Origin of the sequence: Bradyrhizobium sp. LB11.1 (assembly GCF_040549385.1) — a bacterium.
Taxonomy (GTDB): Bacteria; Pseudomonadota; Alphaproteobacteria; order Rhizobiales; family Xanthobacteraceae; genus Bradyrhizobium.
Genome location: NZ_JBEPTH010000005.1, coordinates 533706 through 559844 on the forward strand (window position 1 = coordinate 533706; position 26139 = coordinate 559844).

At 63.6% G+C, this 26139-nt stretch carries 26 protein-coding genes and 1 tRNA gene; 13 read left to right on the forward strand and 14 right to left on the reverse strand.

Annotated features, from left to right (window positions below; translation table 11 throughout):
- Positions 1-88 precede the first annotated feature (88 nt).
- From ABIA96_RS16835 to pxpB, 3 genes are read right to left on the reverse strand one after another with little or no spacing between them, the layout of a single operon-like run.
- On the reverse strand, positions 89-856 hold the full coding sequence (locus tag ABIA96_RS16835) for a LamB/YcsF family protein (RefSeq protein WP_354138152.1): 768 nt from the start codon (positions 854-856) through the stop codon (positions 89-91).
- A 28-nt stretch (positions 857-884) separates the two neighbouring features.
- On the reverse strand, positions 885-1922 hold the full coding sequence (locus ABIA96_RS16840; protein ID WP_354138153.1) for a 5-oxoprolinase subunit C family protein: 1038 nt from the start codon (positions 1920-1922) through the stop codon (positions 885-887).
- Positions 1919-2650 (reverse strand): 5-oxoprolinase subunit PxpB, encoded by a 732-nt coding sequence (gene pxpB / locus ABIA96_RS16845; RefSeq protein WP_354138154.1) that lies wholly within the window; start codon positions 2648-2650, stop codon positions 1919-1921. Before pxpB ends, ABIA96_RS16840 begins: the two co-directional genes overlap by 4 nt.
- A gap of 236 nt (positions 2651-2886) precedes the next feature.
- Here pxpB and ABIA96_RS16850 point away from each other — a divergent pair, with 236 nt between their 5' ends.
- Both ABIA96_RS16850 and ABIA96_RS16855 read left to right on the forward strand, forming a co-directional pair.
- Complete coding sequence (locus tag ABIA96_RS16850; RefSeq protein WP_354138155.1) at positions 2887-3585, forward strand: ribonuclease activity regulator RraA; 699 nt, start codon at positions 2887-2889, stop codon at positions 3583-3585.
- A gap of 18 nt (positions 3586-3603) precedes the next feature.
- Positions 3604-4008 (forward strand): (R)-mandelonitrile lyase, encoded by a 405-nt coding sequence (locus tag ABIA96_RS16855; protein ID WP_354138156.1) that lies wholly within the window; start codon positions 3604-3606, stop codon positions 4006-4008.
- 88 nt (positions 4009-4096) lie between these two features.
- Here the strand turns inward: ABIA96_RS16855 and ABIA96_RS16860 are convergent, their stop codons facing one another.
- Positions 4097-4918, reverse strand: coding sequence for a DUF2147 domain-containing protein (locus ABIA96_RS16860; protein WP_354138157.1), 822 nt, complete (start codon positions 4916-4918; stop codon positions 4097-4099).
- Positions 4919-5178: 260 nt separating this feature from the next.
- The gene (locus tag ABIA96_RS16865) at positions 5179-5961 is read right to left on the reverse strand and encodes a transporter substrate-binding domain-containing protein (RefSeq protein WP_354138158.1); all 783 of its coding nucleotides are present in this window, start codon (positions 5959-5961) and stop codon (positions 5179-5181) included.
- Between the two features lie 126 nt (positions 5962-6087).
- Here ABIA96_RS16865 and ABIA96_RS16870 point away from each other — a divergent pair, with 126 nt between their 5' ends.
- Complete coding sequence (locus ABIA96_RS16870) at positions 6088-6585, forward strand: DUF1993 domain-containing protein (RefSeq protein ID WP_354138197.1); 498 nt, start codon at positions 6088-6090, stop codon at positions 6583-6585.
- Here the strand turns inward: ABIA96_RS16870 and ABIA96_RS16875 are convergent, their stop codons facing one another.
- The 6 genes from ABIA96_RS16875 to ABIA96_RS16900 form a co-directional block, all read right to left on the reverse strand.
- Positions 6586-7089, reverse strand: coding sequence for a hypothetical protein (locus ABIA96_RS16875; protein ID WP_354138159.1), 504 nt, complete (start codon positions 7087-7089; stop codon positions 6586-6588).
- Positions 7090-7255: 166 nt separating this feature from the next.
- On the reverse strand, positions 7256-8245 hold the full coding sequence (locus tag ABIA96_RS16880) for a hydroxyacid dehydrogenase (RefSeq protein ID WP_354138160.1): 990 nt from the start codon (positions 8243-8245) through the stop codon (positions 7256-7258).
- A gap of 34 nt (positions 8246-8279) precedes the next feature.
- Positions 8280-9380, reverse strand: a complete 1101-nt coding sequence (locus ABIA96_RS16885; RefSeq protein ID WP_354138161.1) for an ABC transporter ATP-binding protein — start codon at positions 9378-9380, stop codon at positions 8280-8282.
- 20 nt (positions 9381-9400) lie between these two features.
- A complete protein-coding gene (locus tag ABIA96_RS16890; RefSeq protein ID WP_354138162.1) occupies positions 9401-10312 on the reverse strand; it encodes a carbohydrate ABC transporter permease in 912 nt (303 codons plus the stop codon).
- The gene (locus tag ABIA96_RS16895) at positions 10312-11250 is read right to left on the reverse strand and encodes a carbohydrate ABC transporter permease (RefSeq protein ID WP_354138163.1); all 939 of its coding nucleotides are present in this window, start codon (positions 11248-11250) and stop codon (positions 10312-10314) included. Before ABIA96_RS16895 ends, ABIA96_RS16890 begins: the two co-directional genes overlap by 1 nt.
- 146 nt (positions 11251-11396) lie before the next feature.
- Entirely contained in the window at positions 11397-12737 is a 1341-nt protein-coding gene (locus ABIA96_RS16900; protein ID WP_354138164.1) for an ABC transporter substrate-binding protein, read from the reverse strand.
- A gap of 497 nt (positions 12738-13234) precedes the next feature.
- On the opposite strand from ABIA96_RS16900, the gene ABIA96_RS16905 reads away from it, so the two are divergent.
- Both ABIA96_RS16905 and ABIA96_RS16910 read left to right on the forward strand, forming a co-directional pair.
- Positions 13235-14074, forward strand: a complete 840-nt coding sequence (locus tag ABIA96_RS16905; RefSeq protein WP_354138165.1) for a Spy/CpxP family protein refolding chaperone — start codon at positions 13235-13237, stop codon at positions 14072-14074.
- Positions 14075-14184: 110 nt separating this feature from the next.
- Positions 14185-14562, forward strand: coding sequence for a response regulator (locus ABIA96_RS16910; protein ID WP_354138166.1), 378 nt, complete (start codon positions 14185-14187; stop codon positions 14560-14562).
- 94 nt (positions 14563-14656) lie between these two features.
- On the opposite strand, the gene ABIA96_RS16915 is transcribed toward ABIA96_RS16910, so the two are convergent.
- From ABIA96_RS16915 to glk, 3 genes are all read right to left on the reverse strand, one after another.
- Positions 14657-14812 (reverse strand): hypothetical protein, encoded by a 156-nt coding sequence (locus ABIA96_RS16915; RefSeq protein ID WP_354138167.1) that lies wholly within the window; start codon positions 14810-14812, stop codon positions 14657-14659.
- Positions 14813-14960: 148 nt separating this feature from the next.
- Positions 14961-15164, reverse strand: coding sequence for a hypothetical protein (locus ABIA96_RS16920; RefSeq protein WP_354138168.1), 204 nt, complete (start codon positions 15162-15164; stop codon positions 14961-14963).
- Between the two features lie 148 nt (positions 15165-15312).
- Positions 15313-16281 carry a glucokinase gene (gene glk / locus ABIA96_RS16925; RefSeq protein ID WP_354138169.1) on the reverse strand — a complete coding sequence of 323 codons (969 nt, stop codon included), beginning with the start codon at positions 16279-16281 and terminating at the stop codon, positions 15313-15315.
- A 229-nt stretch (positions 16282-16510) separates the two neighbouring features.
- On the opposite strand from glk, the gene pncA reads away from it, so the two are divergent.
- From pncA to ABIA96_RS16965, 8 genes are all read left to right on the forward strand, one after another.
- On the forward strand, positions 16511-17137 hold the full coding sequence (pncA, locus tag ABIA96_RS16930; protein ID WP_354138170.1) for a bifunctional nicotinamidase/pyrazinamidase: 627 nt from the start codon (positions 16511-16513) through the stop codon (positions 17135-17137).
- Positions 17138-17153: 16 nt separating this feature from the next.
- The gene (locus ABIA96_RS16935; protein ID WP_354138198.1) at positions 17154-18269 is read left to right on the forward strand and encodes an alpha/beta fold hydrolase; all 1116 of its coding nucleotides are present in this window, start codon (positions 17154-17156) and stop codon (positions 18267-18269) included.
- Positions 18270-18398: 129 nt separating this feature from the next.
- Positions 18399-20432, forward strand: a complete 2034-nt coding sequence (locus ABIA96_RS16940) for an NAD(+) synthase (protein WP_354138171.1) — start codon at positions 18399-18401, stop codon at positions 20430-20432.
- 590 nt (positions 20433-21022) lie between these two features.
- Positions 21023-22873 (forward strand): dihydroxy-acid dehydratase, encoded by a 1851-nt coding sequence (gene ilvD / locus ABIA96_RS16945; RefSeq protein WP_354138172.1) that lies wholly within the window; start codon positions 21023-21025, stop codon positions 22871-22873.
- A gap of 245 nt (positions 22874-23118) precedes the next feature.
- On the forward strand, positions 23119-23445 hold the full coding sequence (locus tag ABIA96_RS16950; protein ID WP_354138199.1) for a hypothetical protein: 327 nt from the start codon (positions 23119-23121) through the stop codon (positions 23443-23445).
- Positions 23446-23734: 289 nt separating this feature from the next.
- A tRNA-Ser gene (locus tag ABIA96_RS16955) sits at positions 23735-23824 on the forward strand.
- Between the two features lie 384 nt (positions 23825-24208).
- On the forward strand, positions 24209-24442 hold the full coding sequence (locus ABIA96_RS16960; protein WP_354138200.1) for a helix-turn-helix transcriptional regulator: 234 nt from the start codon (positions 24209-24211) through the stop codon (positions 24440-24442).
- Positions 24439-25923, forward strand: coding sequence for a ParB/RepB/Spo0J family partition protein (locus ABIA96_RS16965; RefSeq protein WP_354138173.1), 1485 nt, complete (start codon positions 24439-24441; stop codon positions 25921-25923). Before ABIA96_RS16960 ends, ABIA96_RS16965 begins: the two co-directional genes overlap by 4 nt.
- Positions 25924-26139: the final 216 nt, after the last annotated feature.

Sequence of the window (26139 nt, forward strand, 5' to 3'; positions counted from 1 at the left end):
CGAAGCGTGCTCACAGCCTGTCTCGATCATCCGGAGATGGTGGGCACGGCGTGTTGCGCCTTTGCCCACCCTTGGCACCTGATGTGCTTCACGCGCGCTTGAACGGCGCGACCTCGATCCCCGCATCCTTCAACGCCTGACGCAAGCCGCGCGCGATGTCGACGGCGCCGTGCGTATCGCCATGGATGCACACCGTGTCTGTGCGCATCTTGATGACCTTGCCTGTCACCGAGACCACCGCGCCGTCCTGCACCATGCGCACCACGCGATCGGCAATCGCCTTGGCATCGTGCAGCACTGCGCCGGGCTTCTTGCGCGAGACCAGGTTGCCGTCGTCTTCATAGGCGCGGTCGGCGAACACCTCGTGCACCAGCGGCAGATTGGCCGCTTCCCCGGCCTTCACCAGTTTCGAATTGGCGAGCACGACGAAGATCAGGCTTGGATCGACCGCCTTGATGCCGGCAGCGATCGCCTTCGCCGTCATGTCGTCCTCGCAGGCGACATTGGAGAGCGCGCCATGCGCTTTCACATGGGTGACCTTGTGGCCGGCCGCGGTGGCGATCGCCTGCAGCGCGCCGATCTGGTAGGCGACGAGATTCTCGATCTCGGATGACTTTAGGCCCGAGATCGGGTGTCGGCCGAAACCGTGCAGGTCGCGGTAGCCGGGATGGGCGCCGACCGAGACACCACGCGCCTTCGCCAGCTCCACCGTCCGCCGCATGATGTCGGGGTCGCCGGCGTGGAAGCCGCAGGCGACGTTGACCGAGCTCGCGAGGTCAATCATCGCAGCGTCGTTGCCCATCTCCCACGCGCCAAAACCTTCGCCGAGGTCGCAATTGAGATCGATCGTCTTCATGGTTGCTCTCCGCCTTTGGTCTTGTTGTCTAGGGCTCTGCGGTCACCTGCCACGTCCCGGCATCCATCGCGCTCACGGCATAGCCCGCGACATTGGCATCGCTGAGCGCCTCGACGTTGAGTTCAACCGTGTCGGAGGAACGCAGGCGATCGGGCAGGGTGCGGATCAGTTGTTGAAACTTGCGCGCCTCGTCCTGCGCCTCGGCCATGGTGACGGCCTTGAAGCGGAATGCTGTTCCCGCCGATGTCTGGGCGAGCCGGCCGACATCGGCCGTGATCACGGTTGCGATCTTGGGATAGCCGCCGGAGGTACCGCGGTCCATCATCAGTGCGATCGGCGCGCCGTTGCCGGGGACCTGGATGCTGCCGTTGACGGTGCCATCGGAGACGATGTTGTGGCCGTGCAGATGTTTTATGGCGGGGCCGTCGAGCCGATAGCCCATGCGATCGGAGGTCGCCGAGATCTTCCACTCGCTATCGAGAAACAGCGCCTTGTTGGTGTCGTCGAACTCGTCGTCCTGCGGACCCAGCACGACACGGATCGGACCGCTCACCGGCTTCGGCAATTCGATCCGCAACTCGGGCGCACCGCTCGCGGCATCGACCGTGAATTCGTCGCCGGCCTGAAGCGGCCGCGGGTAGGGGCTTCCGAGCCCGGCGCGGGCATTGACCGCGAGGCTGCCGAACACGAGCTCGCCTTTGATGGCGCCTTCGATCGCCAGATAAGTGAACGCACCGCCGCGGGCGAAACCCAGCGTCAGCGTCTCGCCGTCCTTCAGCGTGACGGATGTATCCATCGTCACCGGCCGCCCGGCGATGTCAGCGTTACGGGGCGCGCCTGCAAGAGCGACGCGCACCGCACCGTCCCTGGCCGTGAACGTGGCGCCGAACGGGCCGATCTCGACCACGGCTGCGAACGGCTCGTTGCCGACCAGCGTGTTCGCCGTCGCGAGCGCCAGGCGGTCCATCGCGCCGCTGACCGTCAGGCCATAGCGCTGCGCGCCGTGGCGGCCGCCGTCCTGGACGGAGCTTGCAGGCCCGATGCTGGCGACGATGAGCAGGCTCATGCCGTCACCTGCTCGGCGATGATCTCGCCGGCTTCCGCGGCGCGGTCCTGTTCCTCGAACGTCTTGTGGTCGATCGCGAAAAACGTCACGCGATCGCCGGGTTCGGTGAGGAAGGTCGGATTCCGGTGGAGCTGATAGGTCCGCACCGGCGTGCGGCCGAGCAGGTGCCAGCCGCTCGGCGCGGCCAGGCACTGGATCCCGGCCTGGATCCCGCCGATCGAGATCGTGCCGGCGGGCGTGAACAGCCGCGGGCTCTGCCGTCGCGACATGTGCAGGGATTTCTCGAGGCCGCTGAGATATGACCAGCCCGGGGTGAAGCCGATCATGGCGACGCGGTAGTCGCCACCGGAGTGACGGGCGACGATATCGTCGGGCGTGGTGTTCAGCGCTTTCGCGACGTCCTCGAGATCGATGCCGTGCTCGCCGCCATAGGCGACGGGAATGCGCCAGCGCCGCGCCTTGGTCGATGGCGGCAGCGGCTGGCAGGCGATCGGGAGCAGCTGTTCGCAGAGCGCGTCGAAACCGATCTTGCCGGGATCGTAATGCACCAGCAGCGATCGGTAAGTCGGGATGGTTTCGGAGATGCCGTCGATCGGCGCTGCTGCAAGCGCCTTGCCGAGCGCGAGCACGCGCTCGTTGGCGGCGTCGTCGATGGTGCGGCTGAACTCGACCGTGACGGCGCTGTCGCCACTGGGCAAAAGGCGGGGCGGGGGGAGCGTCGCGGCCATGATTTGTCGGTGTCAGGCTTCTGGAGAAACGCGGGCTCGTCCTTGAGTTCCGCGTCACCCTGCTTCGCGTAAATGTGCCCGCAAGTCCAATAAATTAATGCAAGGGCAGTCGATAAAGCCTTGTTATCGCGTCGCATAACAGCCCGGCTGGGCCGCATTCTTGGGCCTTGACGGCAAGCGCCCGGCTCGCAAGATGCGCGCGTTCTTTCCCGCCCATCCGGAGCTCGTCTGTTTCCATGTCGCTGTCCCCCGAAGCCCGCAAGACCCTCGCCGGCATCACCACCGCCACCATCACCACGGTCCTGCTGAAGAAGGGCTTGCGCAATGTGTGGATGCGCGGCGCGCGTCCACTGCGCCCGGGCCTGCCGCGCCTGGTCGGACCGGCCTTCACGCTCCGCTTCGTGCCGGCGCGCGAGGATCTGGCGACGCCGGAATCCTGGTCGTCACCGATCTCGACCCGCACCGCGATCGAGGCGATGCCGGAAGGCTGCATTGCCGTGGTCGATGCCATGGGCATCACCGACGCCGGCATCTTCGGCGACATCCTCTGCGCCCGCATGATGAAGCGCGGCGTCACCGCGCTCGTTACCGACGGCGTCGTGCGTGACGTCGAGGGCACGCTCGGTACCAACCTGCCGGTGTGGTGCGATGGCTATGCCGCGCCGCCGTCAGTTGCAGGCCTGACCTTTGTCGGCTGGGGCGAGCCCATTGGTTGCGGCGGCGTCGCCGTATTCCCGAACGACGTCGTCGTCGCCGACCAGGACGGCTGTGTGCTGATCCCGCAGGCGATGCTCGAGCACGTGCTCAATGAGGGCGTCGAGCAGGAGCGGATGGAAGCCTGGATCGTCAACGAGGTGAACAACGGCGCCGCACTGCCGGGCCTCTATCCCATGAACGCCGAAACCAAGGCGCGCTACGCCGCCAGCAAGAAGTAACAGGAAACGAGGGACCCCATGGACATTACGCTCGCAGGCACCCGGCCGACCCGCCGCGCGCCAAAGGAAAATTTCACCGGCACCGTGTTGCAGGACCCCATCAACATGGCGCCCGCACCGGCGCGGCTGAACGTCTCGCGCGTCTCGTTCGAGCCGGGCGCCCGAACCAACTGGCACCACCATCCGCTCGGGCAGACGCTCTACGTGATTTCGGGCGTCGGCCGCGTCCAGACCAAGGGCGGCGCGGTCAAGGAAATCCGTCCCGGCGACACCGTCTGGATCCCGCCGGGTGAAGTGCACTGGCACGGCGCCTCGCCCGGTAACAGCATGTGCCACATCGCCATGCAGGAAGCGCTCGACGGCAAGTTCTCGACCTGGCTGGAGCCGGTCACGGACGCCGAGTACGGCGCGGCGTTGGGCTAGCTTCCGATCTCCGACAAGACGCATCGCCTCGGGGCGATGCGCTCCGATCCTCGGCCTGGAGTTTACATCCGCATCGTCGGTTTCAATTCTAGTTCACGCGCGTCCAGGTCTGGCCGCCGCAGAACATGCCGCCGAAAGCACATCCCTGCACGCGCAGGCGGTCGCCTGCCTTCAGCGAGATCGTCGAATCGTAGGTCGAGCCGGAGTTGGGGTCGAGGATTCGGCCCGACCATTTCTGCTCCTTGCCGGGCTTCATGTTGATCAGGACCTGCTCGCCGTTCTGGTTCGATTTGCTGTCAACCGAATAACCGCAGAGGTTATTGCCGCACTGCTCGATGCGGACCTTGCCCTCCTTCTCCTCGGTGAGCCAGACGCCGAGCGGTGAATTGAGATCGCGCGCCGTCGCGGCTGCGGGTGCCGGAGGCGCGACGGCGGCAGCCTGGACGGGAGCGGAGGCAGCCGCCGGAGCTGGAGCCGGCGGCGCGGGCGGTACCGCGGCCGCCGTCGGGGCAGCGCTCGGAGCGGGTTGAGGCGGCGGCACCATCGCATCTTCGGCTGGAGCGGTGTTTGCAGTGGCGACCGGCGGTGCCGGCGGGGCAGGCGCCACGGCCACGGGAGCTTGGACGGGAGCCTGCTCGGCCGCCGGAGGCGCGGCGACAGGGGCGGGCGCTGGCGCTGGATTGGCCGGTGTTTGCGGATCGACCTTGGCCTGCTGCGGCGGTTGCTGCGTCTCGTTTTTCTTGGCTTTCTTAGCCTTGCCCTGACCCGTGTTGTCGTAGACGCCGGGAATCTGCACCGTGCCGCGGTCGGGATCGATGCGGATGGTGCGCCCGCCATATTCGAAGCTGTACTGCGCTTGCGCGGCGGTGCTCGCCAAAAGGAATGCGGCCGTGGCCAACAGCTTCCTCATTTCCATCTCCTGAGCAGGTGGTCCCCGCACCGACGCTTACGCCCCGGCCCGATCGCAAGAAGTGATCTAGATCACTGTTTCTCGGAATGAGTCGTCTTCCGGCGGTTCCGGGTTCAATAGACCGGGAGCCAGCCAAAAGTTTGACCGGGGCAAGCGACAGGAGGACGCGGGGCTAAAGTCCCGTTCGGAACGGGACTTCAGATTCTAATTTTGACGCGTTTTCTTTGCGCGAACCGGTACCCACTTCGCTGGAAAACGCTCTAATCGAACCAGGCGGCGTAGATCTTCCTGTAGCTGCCGTCCTCCATGGAGATGTGCAGCCACTGATCGACGAAGGCCTTCAGCGCCATGTCGCGCTGCAGCCAGTAGGCCTTTTCCGAGAAGTCGAACGGCTTGTCCGGATGCACCGCGCAGAGCACGCCTGAGTGCTGCTTTTGCTGGTAGCGGGTTTCGGAGGCGTCCGTCATCATCAGGTCGGCGTGGCCCTTGGCGATCTCGTCGAAAATCGCGGTGTTGTCGGGGAAGACGGTGATGTCAGCGTCCTTGACGTTGGCGCGCGCGAAACGCTCATTGGTCCCGCCGGGATTGACGATGACGCGGGTGCCCTTCTTGTCGATATCGGAAATGCTCTGGTACTTGCCGACATCGGCGCAGCGCGCGATCGGCGTCTTGCCCTCGCGCATGATCGGCATCGTGAAGTAGCCCTTCTTCTGGCGGTCCAGCGTGACCGAGACCCCGCCCATTGCAATGTCGAACTGGTCGGCCTCGAAATCCTTCATCAGCTTCGGCCATGCCGTGGCGACGTATTCGACCTTGACGCCGAGCGCCTTGCCGAGCGCTTCCGCCATGTCGACATCGAAGCCGGAAAACTGCTGCGTGGCCTTGTCGAGATAGGTGAAGGGCTTGTAGTCGCCGGTCATGCCGACGCGCAGAGTGCCGCGCTTCATGATCTCATCGAGGCGTGAAGGCGCCGCCTGCTGCGCGTGGGCCGAAAGGTTTGCCAGCAACACCACGGCCAAAGCCGCCAAGATTCGAACAGTCATTCGAACGATCATCTCTTTTCCACCCATGCCCGAGCTGTCATTGTACAGCTCTTGAGACGTGGATTTAGACCAGATGCCAGTCTCTGGCGAGCCGGAATTGAAGGGAATCCAGACGTGACGATTTCGATGTACGAGGCCTCGGTCGGCCTCTTCGTGCCTTATCTGCGCAACCTGTCCGTCCTGCTCGACAAGGGCGTCGCCTACGCGGAAGCGCGCAAATTCAACCCGACGGTTCTGCTCGGCATGCGCATGGCGCCAAACATGTACGATCTGGCGCAGCAGATCGGCGAGGCTTGCCGCCACGCGACCGTTGCTCCGGCACTGCTGGCGCAATGCGAACCCGTCGCGCTGCCAGCACTGGAGCACGACATGGCCGGGCTACAGGCGCGGATCGCCACCTCGATCGAATTCATTGAAAGCCTGCCGCGCGCCGAGATCGATCCGGCTGGGGAGCTGAAGGTCTTCTTCAGGCTGAAGAACGGGACCGAGCTGCCCTTCACCGGGCGGACGCTGCTGCTCACCAACAGCGTCCCGCAATTCTTCTTCCACGTCACGACCGCGTATGACCTGTTGCGGCACGCGGGCGTCGAGCTCGTGAAGAAGGACTTTTTGGGCCGGAAGTAATTACGCTTCGCCCTTGCGCTCGTAGTCGGCGAGCGAGCTGCGGCCGGCGATCTCGCTGCGTAGCAGCTCGAAGCGCTTATGTGCCTCGTCCTCGTGCTCGTCGACGAAATGGACTGCGGCCTCGCTGGTCATCGGACCGCTGATCACGGGCGTGGACTGCTCGCCGATGGTCTCGTGCACGTAGTACTGGCCGTCATCGCCGCGATGGACGGTCCATTTCAGACGGATCGCCACCATCGGTCCGGGACCGACCTTGCTGTAGCCGTCGGCGTCGGTGTGGTCCGGCACCAGCGGCTGCTCCTCGACCACCGGATGCTCATCGGAGGCCTGATGCTCGCCAGAGGCTTGATGATCGTCGGAGGCATAATGCTCGTCTGCGACCGCATAGTCGTCGGCAGCCACAGTTTCCGCCTCGGTGTCGCGGATGACGAGAACGGGCTCGGGATGCTCGAAAATGCTGGCGATGGTCGCCAGCGCTTGGTCGGTCGGGTCGATCTCTGACAAGGGTCCATCCTCCAGCTCGACGCGGCCGGCAAGTCTGTCCCACTGCCGCCGCGGCCGGATACATTACGCGGGTTTGATTAAGGCTGAGTTGGGGCCCGATCTGCACCAAAATGGGACGCATTCTGGCCATCCGAAGGCGGCCCGATTGGCCGCCTTCGGATTGTCCTCAGCCCAGCACGTCCTGATTGATGATGTTCTGCCGGATCGGATCGCCGTCCAGCACGCTCAGGATATTGCGCGCGGTTTGCTCGCTCATGCGGCTCACGGCTTCGACGGTCACGCCGGCGACATGCGGGGCCATGATAACGTTGGGCAGCGCGAACAGCGAATTGCTGACCGGCGGCGGCTCGACCTCGAACACGTCGATGCCGGCGCCGGCGAGCTTTCCGGAAGTCAGCGCGTCGTACAGCGCCGCTTCCTTCACGATGCCGCCGCGGGCAGTGTTGATGAGATAGGACTTTGGCTTCATCCGGCCGATCCGCGCCGCATCGAACAGGCCGATGGTCTCCGGCGTCTTCGGGCAGTGGATGGTGACGAAGTCGGCGTTAGGCAGCGCTGCGTCGAGATCGGCGACCGGCTCGCAGCCCGCGGCCTTGATATCGGCGGAAGGCTTGTAGGGGTCATAGACCTGGACGTTCATTTCCATCGCCTGGCAGCGCTTGGCGGTGCGGGTGCCGATACGGCCGAAGCCGATGACCAGCACGGTCTTGCCGTAGAGATCGAACGGCAGCATGCCGAGGCGGTTGGCCCATTGGCCGTCCTTGACGCAGGCGTGCATTTCATTCGCGCGCTTGGCGAGCGTCAGCATCATGAACAGCGCCTGCTCGGCGACTGAGGGCGAGTTGGCGCTGCCTGCGACCATCAGCGGCACCTTGCGGCGGGACAGGGCGGGCACGTCGACGGCGTCGTAGCCGACGCCGATGCGGGTCACCACCTTCATGTCCTTGGACGCTTCGAGCTCGGTCTCGCCGAAGGCAGTGGCGCCCAGCGCCACGCCGTGGACCGGCGCATGGCTCTTCAGCAAGGCCTGGAAATCCTTGGCGGAGATCAGGTTCGGAAACTCGACGAGCTCGATATCGTCCCGCTGGGTGAGGAGGGCGCGTGCCCCTTGCGACAAAGTTTGTGTAACGAAAATCTTCTTGTTGTTGGTCGTCATCGCTCCCCGCCTGCTTGCGTTTCTTGAACCAGCGTCACAACACGGCGCCGGTCTCATCGTTTAGCAGGTGCATATTGTTGAGGTCCATCGCCAAACGCATGGGAGCCCCGTCCGTAGCGCCGGCGTTGGGATCGACGCGGCCGCAGACGGGCGTGCCCTCAAGTCCGAAATAGACCAGGGTCTCCATCCCCATCGGCTCGGTGACATCGAGCACGGTGTCGAAGGTCTCGACCCCCGGTCCGAGATGTGCATGCGACTCGGTGAGATGCTCGGGTCGGATACCGAGCAGCAACTTATCGGTGCGCGGCAGTGCGTTGTAGCGCGCGGCGCGGGCCGGCGGCAGCGCAAAGGCGATGCGGTCGGTCAGGCGAATCTGGAGCGTACCGCCGGCATCCTCCAGCCGGCACGGGATGAAGTTCATCGCGGGCGATCCGATGAACCCCGCGACAAAGCGCGTCGCGGGCTTGTGGTAGAGTTCGTTCGGCGTGCCGATCTGCTCGATGCGGCCCTTGTTCATCACCACCACGCGGTCGGCCAGCGTCATCGCCTCGACCTGGTCGTGGGTGACGTAGACGGTCGTCGTGCGCACCTTCTGGTGCACCTTCTTGATCTCGATCCGCATTTGCACGCGCAGCTTGGCGTCGAGATTGGACAGCGGCTCGTCGAACAAAAACACTTTTGGATTGCGCACAATGGCGCGGCCCATGGCGACGCGCTGGCGCTGGCCGCCGGAGAGCTGCTTCGGCTTGCGATTGATCAAATCGGTGATGTCGAGGAGGCGGGCGGCTTCCGTCACCCGCGCATTGATCTCGGCCTTGGGATAATGCTTCAGCCGCAGCCCGAACGACATGTTCTCGGCGACCGTCATGTGCGGGTAGAGCGCGTAGTTCTGGAACACCATGGCGATGTCGCGGTCCTTCGGCGGCACGTCGTTGACGACGTCGCCGCCGATCATGATGTCGCCGTCGCTGATGTCCTCGAGGCCTGCGATCATGCGTAACGTGGTCGACTTGCCGCAGCCGGAGGGGCCGACCAGCACGATGAACTCATGGTCGGCAATATCGAGGTCGATGCCGCGCACGGCCTCGACATCGTCGTAACGCTTGACCACCTTCCGCAAAGCTACGTCAGCCATGAAACCTCAACCTTTCGATCTCAACCCTTTGTCGCGCCGGCGGTCAGGCCGGCAATGTAGTAGTCCATCAGGAAGGCGTAGATGACGAGCGGCGGGGCAGCGCCAAGCAGCGCGCCGGTCATGATCTGCCCCCAGTTGAAAACGTCGCCCTTGATCAGAGTGGTGGTGATGCCGACCGGCAGCACCAGCTGATCGATGGATGTCGTGAATACCAGCGGATAAAGAAACTGGGCCCAGGAGACGGTGAAAGCGAAGATCGTCGCGGCGATCAGCCCGGGCAGCGCCACCGGAATGAAGATCCGCAGCAGGGTCTGCAGCCAGGAAGCGCCGTCGATGATCGCGGCCTCGTCGAGCTCCTTCGGGATCGAGGCGAAATAGCCGATCATGATCCAGGTGCAGAATGGCACGGTCAGCGTCGGATAGATGAACACCAGCACGTACCAGCGGTTCAGCAGCGTGATGCCGGTGAAGTCCTGGATCACCGCCAGCATCTTGAACAGCGGAATGAACAGCAGGCTGTCCGGGATGAGGTAGGTGAGAAAGACGCCGGTCGCGAGCGTCGCCGAGCCCCAGAACTTCATCCGCGCCAATGCGAACGCCGCGGGGATGCTGATCAGCATCGTCACGATCACGACGATGATCGAGATCATCGACGAGTTCCAGAAGAAGCGCAGGAACTGGTTCGAGCTCAGGAGTTCGACGTAGTTGGACAGGGTGGGATGAAACACCCACCATGGATTGGTTGCCGCCGAAATCTCCGCGCTGCTCTTGAGCGAGGTGATCACCATATAAAGCGGCGGCGTCAGGAAGAAGATCGCAAACAGCACCAGGAAGAAATAGGACCAGCGCAGCGCCCAGGTACGGTCCCGGCTCATGCTGTTGAGCTTGACCTTGCGGGAAGGGCCAGACTTGTCGATTGCGAGCGTGCTCATCAGGCCTCGTTCCCACGTTTGTTGACATCGCGCAGGATGAAGACCGCCGCGACGGCGAGGATCGGCACCATGAACAGCGAAACGCAGGCGCCGAGCGGAATGTCGCTGCTCTGGATTCCGACCTGGAACGCCCAGGTGGCGAACAGATGCGTCGTATCCAGCGGTCCGCCAGAGGTGAGGATGCGCACGATGTCGAAATTGGCGAAGGTGACGATCAGCGAGAACAGTGTCGTGATGGCGATGATGTTGCGCATCATCGGCAAGGTGATGTGCCAGATCTTCTGCCACCAATTGGCGCCGTCGATCGACGCCGCCTCATAGAGCTGGTCAGGCACGGATTTCAGCGCTGCGAGATACATGATCAGGAAGAATGGCGCGCCATACCAGACATTGACGAGAATGACGGAGAAGCGCGCCCAGAAGGTGTCACCGAGCCAAGGGATCGGACCGACGCCGAAGAAGGACAGTGTGTAATTGAAGGCGCTGTAGGAGGGATCGAACAGCCAGAGCCAGGCCAGTGTGCTCATTGCCGGTGGGATCACCCAGGGCACCAGCAGCATGCCGCGCCATTTGCGCTGCTTCTTGCCGGGAATGTTGTGCACGAAATGCGCGACGATGAAGCCGATCAGAGCCTTGAAGATCACAGCGGAGACGGCGAAGATGCAGGATTGCTTCACCACCATCCAGAACGTTTCGCGCTTGAACAGGAAGGTGAAGTTGCCGAGGCCGACGAATTTCGTCATCGCCTTGTTCAGCGTCGCCAAATAGAGCGAATAGAAGGCCGGATAGAGCACGAGCAGCAAGATCAGGAGGATCAGCGGCAGCGTCAGCAAAAACGCCATAGTCGATTTTCGACCCAGCACATTGCGCAGGCTTGCTTTCTTGCGCGCACTGGCAGCGCGGGCGAGGCGGCCTTGCTCAACGACGACATCAGCCATGGTTCAAGCTTTCTGGATCAAGCCTCCCTGCGGAGGTTCAACGGCGAAGCCGGCGACCGGTCGGCTTCGTTGGCAGGCGGACGCACCTGGAACGAACCTTGGCGGCTCACGCCCGAAAGCATGAACCGCCATGGCACACACCCGGCTCAGGTCCGCATGAAGCCCTCGCACTCGTCCGCGGCCCAGGCGAGCGCCGTTTCCATCTTCTCGCCCCGCGCAAAGCGCAGCGCCATCTTGGTCAGCGTCGCCTGGAAGTAGATCTGCTGGGCGATCTTCGGCGGCGCTGGTGATGCCGCAATCGACAGGGTCTGACGATGGTAGGGATCTGGATAGCTGAACAGCGTGCCCTTCGGCGGCCCTTCCTCGGCCCAGGTCTTGAACTTCGTCAGGTTGGCGTAGGCCGGGAGATCGTACCCGCCGCTCGCGACCACGAACTTTTCAACCGCCGCTGGCGACGACAGATGGATGAGCAGGCTCTTGGCCGCTTCCTTGTTCTTCCCGAAGCTCCACACGCCCCAGAAATAAGGCAGGAAGGGTGCGAAGCGTCCCTTAGGGCCAGAGGGCATGCCGTGGGTCCAGCACTGCTCGGCGACCTGCGGCGCGTCGCGCTTGGCGACCGCCCAGGCGCTCGGCGGATTCAGGATCAGCGCGCCGCGGCCCGAGATCAGCCATTTGTTGTTGGAGGCGTCATCCCAGGACGGCGCATCCGTGGGTAGCACCGCGATCAGTTTTTTGTAGTATTCAAGTGCCTGCCGCACCTCGTCGGTCTTGACCGTAACGTCGCCCTTGGCATTGACGAGCTCGGCGCCGAACGACTGGAAGATCGCGCCCGCGGTGTCGACGCTGTCGGTGGTCTCGCCGAGACCGATGCCGAACGGGAAGCCGGCCTTCTGGCAGGCCTCCGCCGCCTTCAGGAACGTGTCCAGGGTCCAGTTGTCGTCTTTTGGCGGGCTGCCGGCCGGATACATCTCCTGCACGTCGATGCCTGCGTGCTTTTTCATGAGATCGATGCGGGAGCAGGGGCCCTTGATCTGGCTTCCTGGCGTGGCGGGTATCGCGAGCCATTTGCCGTCCAGCTGTCCCAGATATTTGACGGTGCCGTTCACCTCGCCGTTCTGCTTGATGAGCGGCTCCATCACGTCGTTGAGCGGCTCGAGATTCTCCGAATAGGCGTGCGGCCACCAGCTTGGCATCTGAAGAATGTCATGACCGGATTTGGCCTGCGCTTCGGCCGCTGCGGTCAGCTCAATCTTCTTGTTGTTGCTGGTGATGTAGTCGATCGAAACCTCGACCTTCTCCTTGTCGGCCCATTCCTTGACGAGCGCGGTGGAGGCGTCGTTGGCGCCGGGCACCCAATGGTCCCAGAAGCCGATCGAGAGTTTACCGGCGGCGTAAGCGCCTCGGACATAGGGCGCCGCAATCAGCGCCGTGGAGGACAATGCAGTGGCAGCCACAAATTGACGTCGCGTCAGTGTCTTGCGTGACATCTCGTTTCCTCGCCTTGGTGTGTTTTATTGTTCTGTCGTTTCCTCTGAATTTCCTGAGTTTGTTTTTGATTTTGTTGTTGGCGTTTCTTGTTGGCGTTTCTTATTGGCGTCGTTGTCCCGGGCGGTAAATCACGCGCGGGGCAGGACAAATTGGTAGCGCGATCAGATCATGATTGATTGCGTCTGTCGAGAAAGCCGAATGCCTCGCTCTCTAGAACTAACGTTGTGTAGCGGAAGGCCGCGGCATGCGCCGAGCACGGGCTACGGCTGCTCTTATTGCGACGCACACTTCGGAGTGCGACGGCTGGAGACGCGATCCGTGCGCAATTACGCCGCAGTTCCGAATGAGTCTGCATAACCGCTTCGCGCCAAAGGCCTTTCAAACGGGGACAGCGATGGTCCGCGCCTAGACCTCGGTGTCGCGAAAACGGTAGAGTTGCAACCGGCAGCAGGCCTGCCGTTGCCTAGAGGGCAAGCAGATCGAGATGGAGACCAAAATGATCACCCCGGCGCCGCCTGCGCGGCTTGGCCTGCGACGCTGGCTCGCGCTCGGCTCCGTGCTGACAGTGATGATTGGTGCGGCTGCGGTTGCGAATGCACAAGGTTTGGTCAAGGGCGTTCAGGACGGAGCCGCGGCCGGCAACAAGGCGGCAGGCCCTGTCGGTGGCGTTCTCGGCGGCGCCATCGGCGGTGTGGTCGGCGTCTTCACCGGTGTGCTCGGCGTCAACAACAATAATGGCCAGGCGCCGGCCGCCAAAGACGCGAGCAAGGATCCGGGCAAGGATGCAGGCAAAGACGCATCCCGGGACCCCAAGCAGCAGCCGGGCGCTAAGGATGCCAAAGGCGCCAAGGAGAACGCCAGGGAGAACGCCAAGGCCGGCAAGGGCGCCAAGGCGACCAAGGAAGCCAAGAACGCGCCTCAGGAGGACAACAAGGAGAATAAGGACGTCACGGTCCTGACCCAGCCCGGCGGGCCGCAGCTGACCGCCGACCAGATCGTCGCCAACAGCGATTCCTATATCGAGCGCATCAAGACCGAGCTGAACTTGACTCCCGATCAGGAGAAGCACTGGTTCGGCTTCTCCAGCGCCATGCACTATCTCGGGCACAATGGCGCGGAGCGGCTGAACCTGCGTATTGAGCGGGCCAAGCGCGATCCGCCGGACGACATTATCGAGCAAATGCGCAACGAGTCGCAGTTCCTGATCGATCGCGCTGCCGACCAGCGCAGTGTCGCCGATGCCGCCGAACCGTTGTACTCCAGCCTCGACGACAAACAGAAGGGCGTGTTCATCCAGGAGATGGTTCGCCTCAGCCACGAGCGCGGCCTGGATTGATCAAGCTTGAGTTGGATTGCATGCATTCGGGGAATTGACGGGCCACGAATTCGTGAATCCTTCTCGCAGATCGGGTATGCTTAGCTTCGCAAGGTGGCTGCGAGGTTGATATGGCGGGCGGGCTCTCCGTTTTCCTGGTCGAAGACGAGGCGTTGATCCGGATGATGATGGCTGACATGGTGGAGGAACTTGGCCACCATGTCGTCGCGGAAGCGGACAATGTGCGTGATGCGAGCGCCTTTGCGATGACCGCGCACTACGATTTCGCGATCCTCGACATCAACTTGATGGGCGTCTACGTCGATCCCGTCGCCGATTTGATCGAGCGCCGCGGCAAGCCGTTCCTGTTCGCGACGGGCTACGGGCCGGAATTGCTGCCATCCTTGCTCCGGCGCCGCCCGATCCTGCGCAAGCCGATTGCGATGGACCAGCTCAAGATCATGATCGACTCGCTGTTTCCGGATGCGCCCGCCAAGCCGTCACACTGACAAGCCGCCACTGACATGTCATCGATCGAGACATCGTCAACGAAAATGGCCGCCGAGAGGGGCGGCCATTTAGGACGGAAAGTCAGTCAGTGTTTCACATCAGGCCGGTGCTGAGGTCAACGCCGTGGGCCATCAGGCTGAACGAGGCGAGAAGTCCCAGGCCGCAGAAGATGACAATGGCTTTAAGAGAAAAGTCGGTCGACCGGGTCTGGATGGCAGCCGGCATTTCGGCGAGCGAAATCATGCTCATGTTCATTCCCCCCTTTGTGTTGATCCTGAATTGCATCAGGTGAGGAAACTCTTAGAGCAAAAAGTTTGACATAGGCTTGCGAGAGATCCTTAACGGAATCGCAATCGATCGCTGACTCCTCGCCGTGCGGCAGGAGGTCCTGCAAGTGTTAGTTGCGGCCGGCGTTCAGCACCGTGGCGATGGTGTGGGCCGTCATGGCGGCGCGGTCCGAGGCGCGCTGGGCGGCCAACCGGTCCCGGGCCTTCTCCTCGATCAACAATTCGATCAGCGCCATTCGCTTGTCGTCATCGTCCGCCTCTGTCAGCAGCCGGTGATAGCGGTGAAAGTCGAAGCCCACATCCTGCTTACGCATGTTACGCCCCCCTCGTGCCTACGCCACACACACACGCGAATTGTTTCCGATCGGAAACAAACGGGCAAGCACGATCCTGCGTGGAACTGCGCGTGCGCTGCAATCAGCTGTGAATTAGTTAACCCGGCGCCGCGAGAGCGGGCGCGCCTCAATCCAGATTGTGGTCGGCGAACATCTTCAGGCCGACGAAGCTTGCATCGGGCTTTATGACGAGGCGGGTCGGGATATTGCGCAAATAGTCCTGGAAACGTCCCTTGGCTTCAAAGCGGGCGCGGAACGTGGAGGCCGCGAGGAACTCCGGAAAGCGCGGCACGATCCCGCCGGCAATGTAAACGCCGCCCCTGGCGCCGAAGGTTACCGCGAGATTGCCGGCAACCGAGCCGAGGATGTCACAGAACATCTCCAGCGTCGCGCGGCTGAGCTCGCAAGTACCGTCCAGCGCCGCCTTGGTGATCGCTGCCGCATCACGTTGCGGCACCTGGGCCTGATCGACCTCGGCCATCGCTTCGTAGAGGGATTGCAGCCCGGAGCCGGAGAGGGCACCGCGCTCAATGGAGACATGGCCGAAGCGCCGGCGCATGGCGGCGATCACGCGCTCCTCGCGTTCGTTCTCCGCCGGCAGGGTGGCATGACCGGCCTCAGTCACGACGGCGAGCCGGGAGCCGTGGCGCTCGACCAGGCAGGAGACGCCAAAACCGGTCCCGGGCCCGACCACCAGCAGCGGCTCCCCGGACATGCCGTCCTGTCCTCCGAGCGGAATCAGGTCGGCCGGCTGCAAGGCGGGCAGGGACCAGGCCACCACCTCGAAATCATTGAGCACGTGGACGCTGTTGAAGCCGAGCGCCGGCTGGAGCTCGTTGCCGTCGATGACCCAGGGGCTGTTGGTCATGACGCAGCGGTTGTTGGTGACGGGACCGGCGACGGCGAGGACGGCCCGGACCGGCTTCTCGCTGTCAGCCCGCCGCAGCACGTCAGCGATCGCTTCGCGGACCGTCGGATGGTCGGCGACCTTCACATAGTCGATCGCCCCGATCTGCTCGCCATTGCTCAGCGCGAAGCGCGCATTGGTACCGCCGATATCGGCGAGAAGAATGTTTCCTGTCTTGCCGCTACTCATGATTATCTGGTTGCCGTCGCCTCGCAGGCGATCGGGAACCCTTGCCTCCACTCTTTCGACCGATCCGCAAGTCGCGGATACCAGAGAATCCGCCCTTGGTTGCGGCTAGTCAACACGAACGACGCCAAAGCGTTGCATCGCGGACGGTGGTTGCGAAGCCGCGCGGGAAGATCGACATTGACGAGAACTGCCGGCGCCCATCGCGCTCGGCAGATGAAATGGATCTGCGATGAAGATAGCTGATCGCGACGTGCTGCTGGTCATCGACGTGCAGAACGATTTTTGCACCGGCGGGGCGCTCGCCGTCCCCGGCGGCGAGAAGGTCGTCCCCGCCATCAACCGGATCGCCCAAAAATTCGCCAATGTAGTGCTGACGCAGGACTGGCATCCGGGCGACCACGTCTCGTTCGCGCCGAACCATCACGGACGCGAGCCGTTCCAGACCATTGAGCTCGATTACGGCACCCAGGTGCTCTGGCCGAGGCATTGCGTCCAGGGCACGGCCGGCGCCGAATTCCACCGGGAGCTTGAGGTCTTCCGCGCGAACCTTGTGGTGCGCAAGGGCTTTCGCCGCGGGATCGATTCCTATTCGGCGCTGTTCGAGAATGATCACAAGACGCCGACCGGCCTGCTCGGCTATCTGCGCGAACGCGAGCTGAAGAACGTTTTCGTCGCCGGCCTCGCGCTCGATTTTTGCGTCCGCTTTTCCGCGGAGGACGCGCGCAAGGCGGGATTCGAGGTTGTCGTCATCGAGGACGCCTGCCGCGGCATCGACCTCGACGGCTCGATCGCCGCGACCCATCGGAGTTTTGGGGAGCTCGGCATTTCCATCGTCAGCCTGGAGGCGTTCCTGTGAGGATCACGCGGTGATGGTGGCGGGGAAGAGCGGCCAACAGCCAGCCGGATCGGGGCATGTCCCCGAGGAGCCCATGCTGTGGCCGTTTGCGGCGGCCCGGCTCGCCATGGACGCCTGCTTCTGGTGGCTGGAGCGCGGGCCGGTGGAGCAGGGTGACGACGAACTCCCCTGGACCACGCCCGGCACCGTCGCGCTGGAGCTCACCACCATGCGCCTGCGCGATTGCTCGCGGACGCGATCCGGCCAGCCGGCCCTGGTCTGCGCGCCCTATGCGCTGCATCGGGCCCTGCTGGCCGATTTCGTCCCCGGCCACAGCGTGGTGCAGTCCCTGCAACACGGCGGCATCGATCGGATCTATCTCACCGACTGGCGCTCGGCGACGCCAGACATGCGCTATCTCTCGATCGACAGCTATCTCGGTGATCTCAACGTCGCCATCGACGAGATCGGCGCGCCCGTCGATCTGGTCGGTCTGTGCCAGGGCGGCTGGCTGTCGCTGATCTATGCGGCGCGGTTTCCGGCCAAGGTGCGGCGGCTGGTGCTCGCAGGTGCGCCAGTCGACCTCTCGGTCGAATCCAGGCTGTCGCAGCTCGCCCGCAACGCGCCCGAGATGGTCTACGACCAGCTGGTCGTGCGCGGCGGCGGCAATGTCAGCGGCGAGGAGATGCTGCGTGTCTGGTCGAAGACGCCTGACCGTGACGACATCGCGGCGGCGCTGCAGAAAGACCTCTCGGACGAGGAGGGCGCGGTTCTGCTCGCGCGTTTCGACCGCTGGAACAACGAGCCGCTCAACCTGCCGGGCACCTACTATCTCCAGATCGTCAACTGGATCTTTCGGGAGAACCGGATCGCCACCGGCCATTTCACGGCACTCGGCCGCCGGATCGACCTGAAGGACGTCAAGGCGCCGGTCTTCCTGCTGGCCGGGCTCGACGACGATGTCGTACCGGCCGCGCAAGCGCTCGCCACCGCCGGTTTGCTCGGTACGCCGCCGGCCTTCGTCGCAGCAAGCTCCGAGCCCAGCAACCATCTCGGCCTGTTCATGGGGGCGGGGACCCATATGCGGGCTTGGCCACGGATCGCAGAGTGGCTGCGCAGCGACCTCTCCGGCGTACTGGCGCGTAGCGCCTGAGCGGGGCCTCCGAAGCTGCAATTCCGTTATGCATGCTGGCCGATGGCCTGCACGAGGCCCTATCGATGGGTTAGATAGAGACGAGAGCCGGCTGCGGCCGGTCCGACGAGATTAAGGGTCCTTTGCGCGATGAGCTTCCACTCGATCTACGCCCACGGATTTGCGCGCGTGGCGGCCTGCGTCACCACCTCCCATGTGGCCGATCCCGCAGCCAATGCGAAGGCGATCATGGCGGCGGCAAAAAGCTGCGACGCGCAGTCGGTGGCGGTCGCCGTGTTTTCCGAGCTGTGCCTGTCCGGCTATGCGATCGAGGACCTCGTGAAGCAGGATCCGCTGCTTGATGCGGTCGAGCGCGGGCTCGCTTCCGTCGTCGAGGCCTCCGCGACGTTGATGACCGTGCTGATCGTCGGGGCGCCGTTGCGGTTCGGCAATAGCATCTACAATTGCGCCGCCGTCATCCATCGCGGCAGCATTCTGGGCGTCGTGCCCAAGAGCTATTTGCCGACTTATCGCGAATTCTACGAGGGGCGCCATTTCGCCTCAGGCGCCGGTATCGCCGGGGAGACGATCGCGTTCGGCGGGCTGCACGCGCCGTTCGGCACCGACCTGCTGTTTGCAGCCGGAGACGTCCCCGGGCTCACCATCGGCGTCGAGATCTGCGAGGACATGTGGATCCCGGTGACGCCGGCGTCCGAACTCGCGTTGGCCGGCGCGAGCGTATTGATCAATCTCTCGGGCAGCCCGATCACCATCGGCCGGGCGCGCGCGCGTGCGCTGCTGTGCCAGTCGACATCGGCCCGCTGCCTCGCGGCCTACGTCTATTCCGCCGCAGGCGCTGGGGAATCCACCACGGATCTCGCCTGGGACGGCCAGACCTCGATCTATGAGAACGGCGTGCTGCTCGCCGAGGGCGAGCGGTTCCGGCAGGACGGCCAGATCACGCTCGGCGACGTCGATCTCGACCTGCTCAGGCAGGAGCGCGCCCTGATGGGCACGTTCGACGACAATCGCCGGCAGCGCGAGGGCCGCTATCGCAGGATCACTTTTGCCCTGAAGCCGCCAGCCGCCGATATCGGCTTTTTGCGGAAGGTCGAGCGCTTCCCGTTCGTGCCGAGCGATGAAAGCCTGCTCGAGCAGGATTGCTACGAGGCCTACAACATCCAGGTCGCCGGCCTCGTGCAGCGCATGCGCGCGACCGGCACCAAGCGCGTCGTGATCGGCGTGTCCGGTGGTCTGGATTCCACCCATGCCCTGATCGTCGCCGCCAAGGCCGTCGACCTGCTCGGCCTGCCGCGCGACAACATCCTCGCCTACACGATGCCCGGCTTTGCCACCGGCAGCGAGAGCAAGACCAATGCGCTGGCGCTGATGAAAGCGTTGCAGACCAATTGGCAGGAGCTCGACATCCGCACCACGGCCACGCAAATGCTGAAGGATATCGGCCATCCCTTCGGCAAGGGCGAGAAGGTCTACGATGTCACCTTCGAGAATGTGCAGGCAGGCTTGCGTACCGACTATCTGTTCCGGCTTGCCAACCACCACGGCGGCATCGTCATCGGCACCGGCGACCTCTCGGAGCTTGCGCTCGGCTGGTGCACCTATGGCGTCGGCGATCAGATGGCGCACTATAATGTCAACGCGGGCGTGCCGAAAACGCTGATCCAGCATCTGATCCGCTGGGTGATCGCCTCAAAGCAGTTCAGCGGCGATGTGAACGCGACTCTCACCTCGATCCTGTCAGCCGAAATCTCGCCGGAGCTGGTTCCGGTCCAGCCGGGCGAGAAGCCGCAGAGCACGGAAGCCTCTGTCGGGCCCTACGAGCTGCAGGATTTCAACTTGTTCTACACGCTGCGCTTCGGCATGCGGCCGTCCAAGATCGCCTTCATGGCGTTGCAAGCCTGGAAGGACGTTGCCAAGGGCGAATGGCCGCCGGCGTTTCCGGCCGACAAGCGCGAGGCGTACGATCTTCCGGAGATCCGCCGCTGGCTCGAGGTGTTCCTGCGCCGCTTCTTCGCCTTCAGCCAGTTCAAGCGCTCGGCGATGCCGAACGGACCGAAGGTCTCGGCCGGCGGCTCGCTGTCGCCGCGCGGCGACTGGCGTGCGCCGTCGGATTCGAGCGCGGCGGCATGGCTGGAAGATCTCGAGCGGAACGTGCCGAAATAAGCGAAGAGGGCGTCTCGAGACGACGTCGCGCCGCACGGCTGATCAAGCCGGCGGCGCGAAATCACGTTCAACCTTGGAAAGCACGAGGTCCGGAGTGCCTAGGAGTCCGGACCTCGTCACCTTGCCCCAGCCCTTGATGCCCCGCCCCAGATGGTCCCCCAACCCCGTGGTGCGCGATCAGAAGGTGATGCCCTTGGAAGGCCGCCGATCGATGTCCGCGATGTACGCGAGATCGAAATAGGATTCCATTCCGGATCACTACGGTCCTAAACGCGCTTGATTTCGCGCGCAGATCCATGTGCTTGCATTCGCTGCGCTTGCCGCTGCAGCCGCCGATGACCGGCTTCGGCAACATGGTCGGCTATGGCCGCGAGTACCTGACGCGAGCACCCTGGATCATGCTGGCGCCGGCGACTGGCTCCGCGACCGGCTCGATCCGACCCTGCAGTAGCCCGCGCCGGGAGCAGGGGAGCCCTGCCGGGATCAAGTTCTCGTTGCGCCAACCCACCCCGTGCGCTATCCGGCCACAAAGGCCTGAGGCGGCTTCGATATTTTCCGCCGGCCGGCCAAACCCGAGGACGGAAACCGCCATGCCAGCCTATCGCTCCCGCACCACCACCCACGGCCGTAACATGGCGGGCGCCCGCGGCCTCTGGCGCGCGACGGGGATGAAGGACGGCGATTTCGGCAAGCCGATCATCGCGGTCGTCAACTCCTTCACCCAGTTCGTGCCCGGCCACGTCCATCTCAAGGACCTCGGCCAGCTGGTCGCCCGCGAAATCGAGCAGGCTGGCGGCGTCGCCAAGGAATTCAACACCATCGCGGTCGATGACGGCATCGCCATGGGCCATGACGGCATGCTCTACAGCCTGCCGTCGCGCGAGCTGATCGCCGACAGCGTCGAGTACATGGCCAACGCGCATTGCGCCGACGGCCTCGTCTGCATTTCCAACTGCGACAAGATCACGCCCGGCATGCTGATGGCCGCGCTGCGGCTCAACATTCCCGCCGTGTTCATCTCGGGCGGGCCGATGGAGGCGGGCAAGGTCACGCTGCAGGGCAAGACCAAGGCGGTCGACCTCATCGATGCCATGGTCGCCGCGGCCGACTCCAAGGTCAGCGACGAGGACGTCAAGGTGATCGAGCGCTCGGCGTGCCCGACCTGCGGCTCCTGCTCGGGCATGTTCACTGCCAACTCGATGAACTGCCTGACCGAGGCGCTGGGCCTGGCGCTGCCCGGCAACGGCACGGTGGTCGCAACCCACGCCGACCGCAAGCGCCTGTTCGTCGAGGCCGGCCATACCATCGTCGATATCGTGCGCCGCTACTATGAGCAGGACGACGCCTCGGTGCTGCCGCGCAACGTCGCGAACTTCAAGGCGTTCGAGAACGCGATGACGCTCGACATCGCGATGGGCGGCTCGACCAACACCGTGCTGCATCTGCTCGCCGCCGCTCATGAAGGCGAGGTGAAGTTCACCATGCAGGATATCGACCGGCTGTCGCGCCGCGTGCCCGTGCTCTGCAAGGTCGCTCCCTCGGTCGCCGACGTGCATGTCGAGGACGTGCACCGCGCCGGCGGCATCATGGGCATTCTGGGCGAGCTCGACCGTGCCGGCCTGATCGACACCTCGGTGTCGACCGTGCACGCGCCGACCATGAATGATGCGCTGGAGCGCTGGGACATCAAGCGCTCCAAGAGCGAGTCCGTGCGCACCTTCTTCCGTGCTTCGCCCGGCGGAATCCCGACCCAGGTCGCCTTCAGCCAGGAACGCCGCTACGACGAGCTCGATAGCGATCGCGAGAAGGGCGTGGTTCGTAACCTCGAGCACGCCTTCAGCAAGGATGGCGGGCTCGCCGTGCTCTACGGCAACCTCGCGCAGGACGGCTGCATCGTGAAGACCGCGGGCGTCGACTCTTCGATCCTGACATTCTCGGGTTCCGCGCGCGTGTTCGAAAGCCAGGACGCGGCCGTCGAAGGCATTCTGGGCGGCAAGGTCACGGCCGGCGAGATCGTGGTCATCATCTACGAAGGCCCGCGCGGCGGTCCCGGCATGCAGGAAATGCTGTATCCGACCAGCTATCTGAAATCGATGGGCCTCGGTAAAGCCTGTGCGCTCGTCACCGACGGACGCTTCTCCGGTGGTTCGTCTGGCCTGTCGATCGGCCATCTCTCGCCGGAAGCGGCCGAAGGCGGCAACATCGGTCTCGTCCGCACCGGCGATCGTATCGCCATCGACATCCCGAACCGCAGCATCAACCTCGAAGTCTCCGACGAGGAGCTCGCCAATCGCCGCGCGGCGGAGGAGGCGAAGGGCGATGCCGCCTGGCAGCCCGCTCCGCGCAAGCGCAACGTCTCCACCGCGCTGCAGGCCTACGCTGCGCTCACGACGAGTGCTGCGCGCGGCGCCGTGCGCGAAGTGAAGCGGCGCACGAAGTAGCCGCGACTTTGCGCAGGCGCGATCGCGAACCTCGCGGTCACGCGACGTGCATGGTCAACAAATTCTGAACGGCCGGCGAAAGCCGGCCGTTCGCATTAAGGATGCCCCGACGAACTTCGGCAGCTCTGGATTTTGCGGCGTATACTGCTTGCGACCTTCGCAAATCCATTTTGGGCAACTGGGGCGCCACCACAATGTCTCGTACTCTTGCTGTCGTTTTCTCGACAGTCGTCGCCGCGATCTCGATGACGACTGCTGCCTCCGCCGGCTGTTATAATTGTTACGCGCCGCCGCAGCCGTGCACGACCTGCTATCAGCAGCAATACGTCGCGCCGCAATACCGCACCGTCGAGGAGAACGTGATGGTGTCGCCCGGTGCGACCGTCGCGCATCGCACGCCGGCGCAGTATCGCACCGTGATGGTGCCGCGGACCGTGATGGTGGCGCCGCCGGGCGTCCAGTACGAGCGCATCCCGCCGCAATACGCCACGCGCCAGCGCACCGAGATGGTCTCGCCGGGCTATTCCTATTACGCGCCGGTGCAGCCGAGCTGCGGCCATTGCGGCTACTGAGCCGACGCAACAAGAGACGAACGCAACAAACAGACTTCGCGCGGTGCCCCAAAAGGGCGCCGCGTTTTCTTGTGCGAGCGAGGCCCGGAAATGGAGTCGAATCCAACCGGGCCTCGCGACCGGCGACGCCCTGGGAGGTGTCGCCAGTCCTCACCGAGGTTAAAGCACCACACTGACGCTCGCCTGACAGGTCCCGTTCCCGCGAAAAGGAAGGACGGGTGCCGCGAGCGGTCCAACTTCGCGTTGCCTTGCATGGCGGACTACGTTAAGCGACTGCCATTCTGGACTTGGAAGGGTGGCCGAGTGGTTTAAGGCACCGGTCTTGAAAACCGGCGTGCCCGCAAGGGTACCGTGGGTTCGAATCCCACCCCTTCCGCCAGAATCCATGGATAACTGCTTGATATTATAAGTCTATTTGGAAATACCGGCATCCCGTTCCTAATCTGATTCCTAAACCATCGCGCCTCTAGGGGGCACGCCCCATCAACGCCAGCGCGGCGACTCACACTGTAAAAGCCGACAGGCCGGGGAGCGCGTTGTCGACGAATTTAGTGTACTGCTGCGAAAAATAAAAAAAGCAGTTTCAGACGGTTTCGCTATTGTCAATGGCGATTTTGGCGGCCATATTGGCCACACCTGAGCGACTCAGTCGCAAGCACGATCGGCCCACTGGGCAGCGAGTGCTATCGGTTTCCTCGACGCAGCCAAGGACCCCACAGGGGCTGGTTCCGGCGTCCGACCGAAATCAAACTTTCCCATGTCCATGAATCCGTCCTCGGACGAGCCTTGTCTCGTCTCGCTTAAGACCGCGTGCGCACTCACAAGTCTGAGCCGCACGATGTTGAACCGCTACCGCGCCGAGGGACGATTCCCCGCGGCCGTGCCGCTTGGCGACAAGCGTATCGCGTTCGTTAAGTCCGAGGTCTCGGAATGGATCGTCGCTCGCATTGCTGCGCGTGCCGCCAACGATAACACCCGCAAGGGGGTGGCGGCGTGACGGCTGACATCAATGAACTGCGCGCTCGGGCCAAGGCGCTTGGGTACTCTAAGATCGACAAGCACGGGACCGAGTACTGGTTGATCGGAATAGATGGTGAGCGCACCGGCGTTGAGGGGCTGGATGGCGTTGCGGGCCATCTTGACGACGTGGAGGCAATCCAGGGTGGCGCGGTCAGGGTCATCACCACGGCCTGCGGCGTGCCCAAGTATGCGCACGATAAGGATGGCCCGGTTTCCCTTGATGATCCGCGTGTGATCGAGTTGCTCGGCGCTGAGTGCGGGACCGCGCCCGACTTCGACGCGATGAGCGACAAGGAACTGGCCTTGCATGATCATCGTGTGGGCAACGTTGGCATGAATGCCGATCAACACAAGCGGCTCGAACGTGCCTACGTGCGCCTTCGTAAGAAGGCGGAAGGCGCACAAATATTCTCTCTTTCGGGCCGCCGCCTTGCGACGGAGACACTATCTATCCAGGCAATCGACGACATCCATATCCTTCCAGGCCGGCGTACGCTGGACGAGAACACCGTAGTCAACTTGATGCGGTCGATTGAACGCATCGGATTACAGTCACCGCCGTCCATCCGCTTCGCAACCGTGATGATTGACGGCGAGGAGTGCGACGGCTGGCCGGTTCTCGTCGCCGGCCGCCACCGACTTGAGGCAATGCGCCGCCTTGGACATATGTGGATCACATGCGTCGCGCTCAACATCAGCGACATCGCAGCCGAGCTTACTGAGATATCCGAGAACCTTCATCGCGCCGAATTGACTGCCCTTCAGCGAGACGAGCAGATCGCCCGTTGGATCGAATTGACCACCATCAAGCCCGAGATATCAGGTGACGATGCTAAACCCGTGCAGCTTGCGCAGGTTTCCGGTGGGCGCGGCAATAAGGGCGGCCTCAGCGAAGCGTCCCGAGAACTTGGTGTTGAGCGTACCGACGCGGTTCGCGCGATGAAGGTAGCCGCCCTGTCACCGGAGGCAAAGGCGGCAGCCAAAGAAGCCGGCCTCGATGATAACAGGTCTGCACTGCTAGCCGCTGCCAGGGCTGACACTCCGAGCGGGCAAGTCGTAGCCATCAAGGGTTGGAGGCAGAAAAAAGCCGAGGCATCGTCGGTGGCGGCGCTTACGACGGTAGTGACCGGTGTGATGGATGCAGCAACGAGCAGCACGATGTTGCTGCAGAGGCGGCTCACCAAAGCTAAAGAGCAGCTTGAGGAGAAGGAAGGCCAGCGGCAGTCCCAAGAGAGTAGGGCGGAGATTGCTGTCAAGCAGGTGAGGGATGCAACCAGCCGCGCCATGTTTGCTGAGGCCGATAAAGAGCGGCTGCAAGCCGAGGTCGACCGGCTGACAGAGGAGAACGCCGCGCTCCGCACTGTCAATGATGAGGCCGACGCTCGGTATCGTGAGCTATTGGCGTTCGTGAACGAGGCGGACCGCGAAACCTTTATGGCACAGCAGCAAGCCGCCTAGCTCGCTCAGCCCGCCCGCCGAGCGCCCCCTGCCTTTTGCCTGTCTCGGCCGTATCTACTTCTGAGCAGTGAGTGCAGCCAGAAACTCGGACTAGTTCATAACAACCAACCGGAGGCCCTCAGTAACCATGCGCGGTAGGCCGCAAGCGCGCTGATCTGTCCAGTTAACGGTTAGACCTCGTCGGACTCTTCGGTTTTCGGCTTGATCATCGCAGCG

Bases quoted from the DNA above. Each gene is read 5' to 3' on its own strand.
- ABIA96_RS16840 (WP_354138153.1), bottom strand. From the start codon at position 1,922: ATGAGCCTGCTCATCGTCGCCAGCATCGGGCCTGCAAGCTCCGTCCAG.
- ABIA96_RS16890 (WP_354138162.1), bottom strand. From the start codon at position 10,312: ATGAGCACGCTCGCAATCGACAAGTCTGGCCCTTCCCGCAAGGTCAAG.
- ABIA96_RS16880 (WP_354138160.1), bottom strand. From the start codon at position 8,245: ATGACGACCAACAACAAGAAGATTTTCGTTACACAAACTTTGTCGCAA.
- ABIA96_RS16865 (WP_354138158.1), bottom strand. From the start codon at position 5,961: ATGACTGTTCGAATCTTGGCGGCTTTGGCCGTGGTGTTGCTGGCAAAC.
- pncA (WP_354138170.1), top strand. From the start codon at position 16,511: ATGAAGATAGCTGATCGCGACGTGCTGCTGGTCATCGACGTGCAGAAC.
- ABIA96_RS16895 (WP_354138163.1), bottom strand. From the start codon at position 11,250: ATGGCTGATGTCGTCGTTGAGCAAGGCCGCCTCGCCCGCGCTGCCAGT.
- ABIA96_RS16855 (WP_354138156.1), top strand. From the start codon at position 3,604: ATGGACATTACGCTCGCAGGCACCCGGCCGACCCGCCGCGCGCCAAAG.
- pxpB (WP_354138154.1), bottom strand. From the start codon at position 2,650: ATGGCCGCGACGCTCCCCCCGCCCCGCCTTTTGCCCAGTGGCGACAGC.
- ABIA96_RS16920 (WP_354138168.1), bottom strand. From the start codon at position 15,164: ATGCGTAAGCAGGATGTGGGCTTCGACTTTCACCGCTATCACCGGCTG.
- ABIA96_RS16900 (WP_354138164.1), bottom strand. From the start codon at position 12,737: ATGTCACGCAAGACACTGACGCGACGTCAATTTGTGGCTGCCACTGCA.
- ABIA96_RS16910 (WP_354138166.1), top strand. From the start codon at position 14,185: ATGGCGGGCGGGCTCTCCGTTTTCCTGGTCGAAGACGAGGCGTTGATC.
- ABIA96_RS16860 (WP_354138157.1), bottom strand. From the start codon at position 4,918: ATGAGGAAGCTGTTGGCCACGGCCGCATTCCTTTTGGCGAGCACCGCC.
- ABIA96_RS16940 (WP_354138171.1), top strand. From the start codon at position 18,399: ATGAGCTTCCACTCGATCTACGCCCACGGATTTGCGCGCGTGGCGGCC.
- ABIA96_RS16915 (WP_354138167.1), bottom strand. From the start codon at position 14,812: ATGAGCATGATTTCGCTCGCCGAAATGCCGGCTGCCATCCAGACCCGG.
- ilvD (WP_354138172.1), top strand. From the start codon at position 21,023: ATGCCAGCCTATCGCTCCCGCACCACCACCCACGGCCGTAACATGGCG.
- ABIA96_RS16960 (WP_354138200.1), top strand. From the start codon at position 24,209: ATGAATCCGTCCTCGGACGAGCCTTGTCTCGTCTCGCTTAAGACCGCG.
- ABIA96_RS16835 (WP_354138152.1), bottom strand. From the start codon at position 856: ATGAAGACGATCGATCTCAATTGCGACCTCGGCGAAGGTTTTGGCGCG.
- ABIA96_RS16850 (WP_354138155.1), top strand. From the start codon at position 2,887: ATGTCGCTGTCCCCCGAAGCCCGCAAGACCCTCGCCGGCATCACCACC.
- ABIA96_RS16885 (WP_354138161.1), bottom strand. From the start codon at position 9,380: ATGGCTGACGTAGCTTTGCGGAAGGTGGTCAAGCGTTACGACGATGTC.
- ABIA96_RS16870 (WP_354138197.1), top strand. From the start codon at position 6,088: ATGTACGAGGCCTCGGTCGGCCTCTTCGTGCCTTATCTGCGCAACCTG.
- ABIA96_RS16950 (WP_354138199.1), top strand. From the start codon at position 23,119: ATGACGACTGCTGCCTCCGCCGGCTGTTATAATTGTTACGCGCCGCCG.
- glk (WP_354138169.1), bottom strand. From the start codon at position 16,281: ATGAGTAGCGGCAAGACAGGAAACATTCTTCTCGCCGATATCGGCGGT.
- ABIA96_RS16905 (WP_354138165.1), top strand. From the start codon at position 13,235: ATGATCACCCCGGCGCCGCCTGCGCGGCTTGGCCTGCGACGCTGGCTC.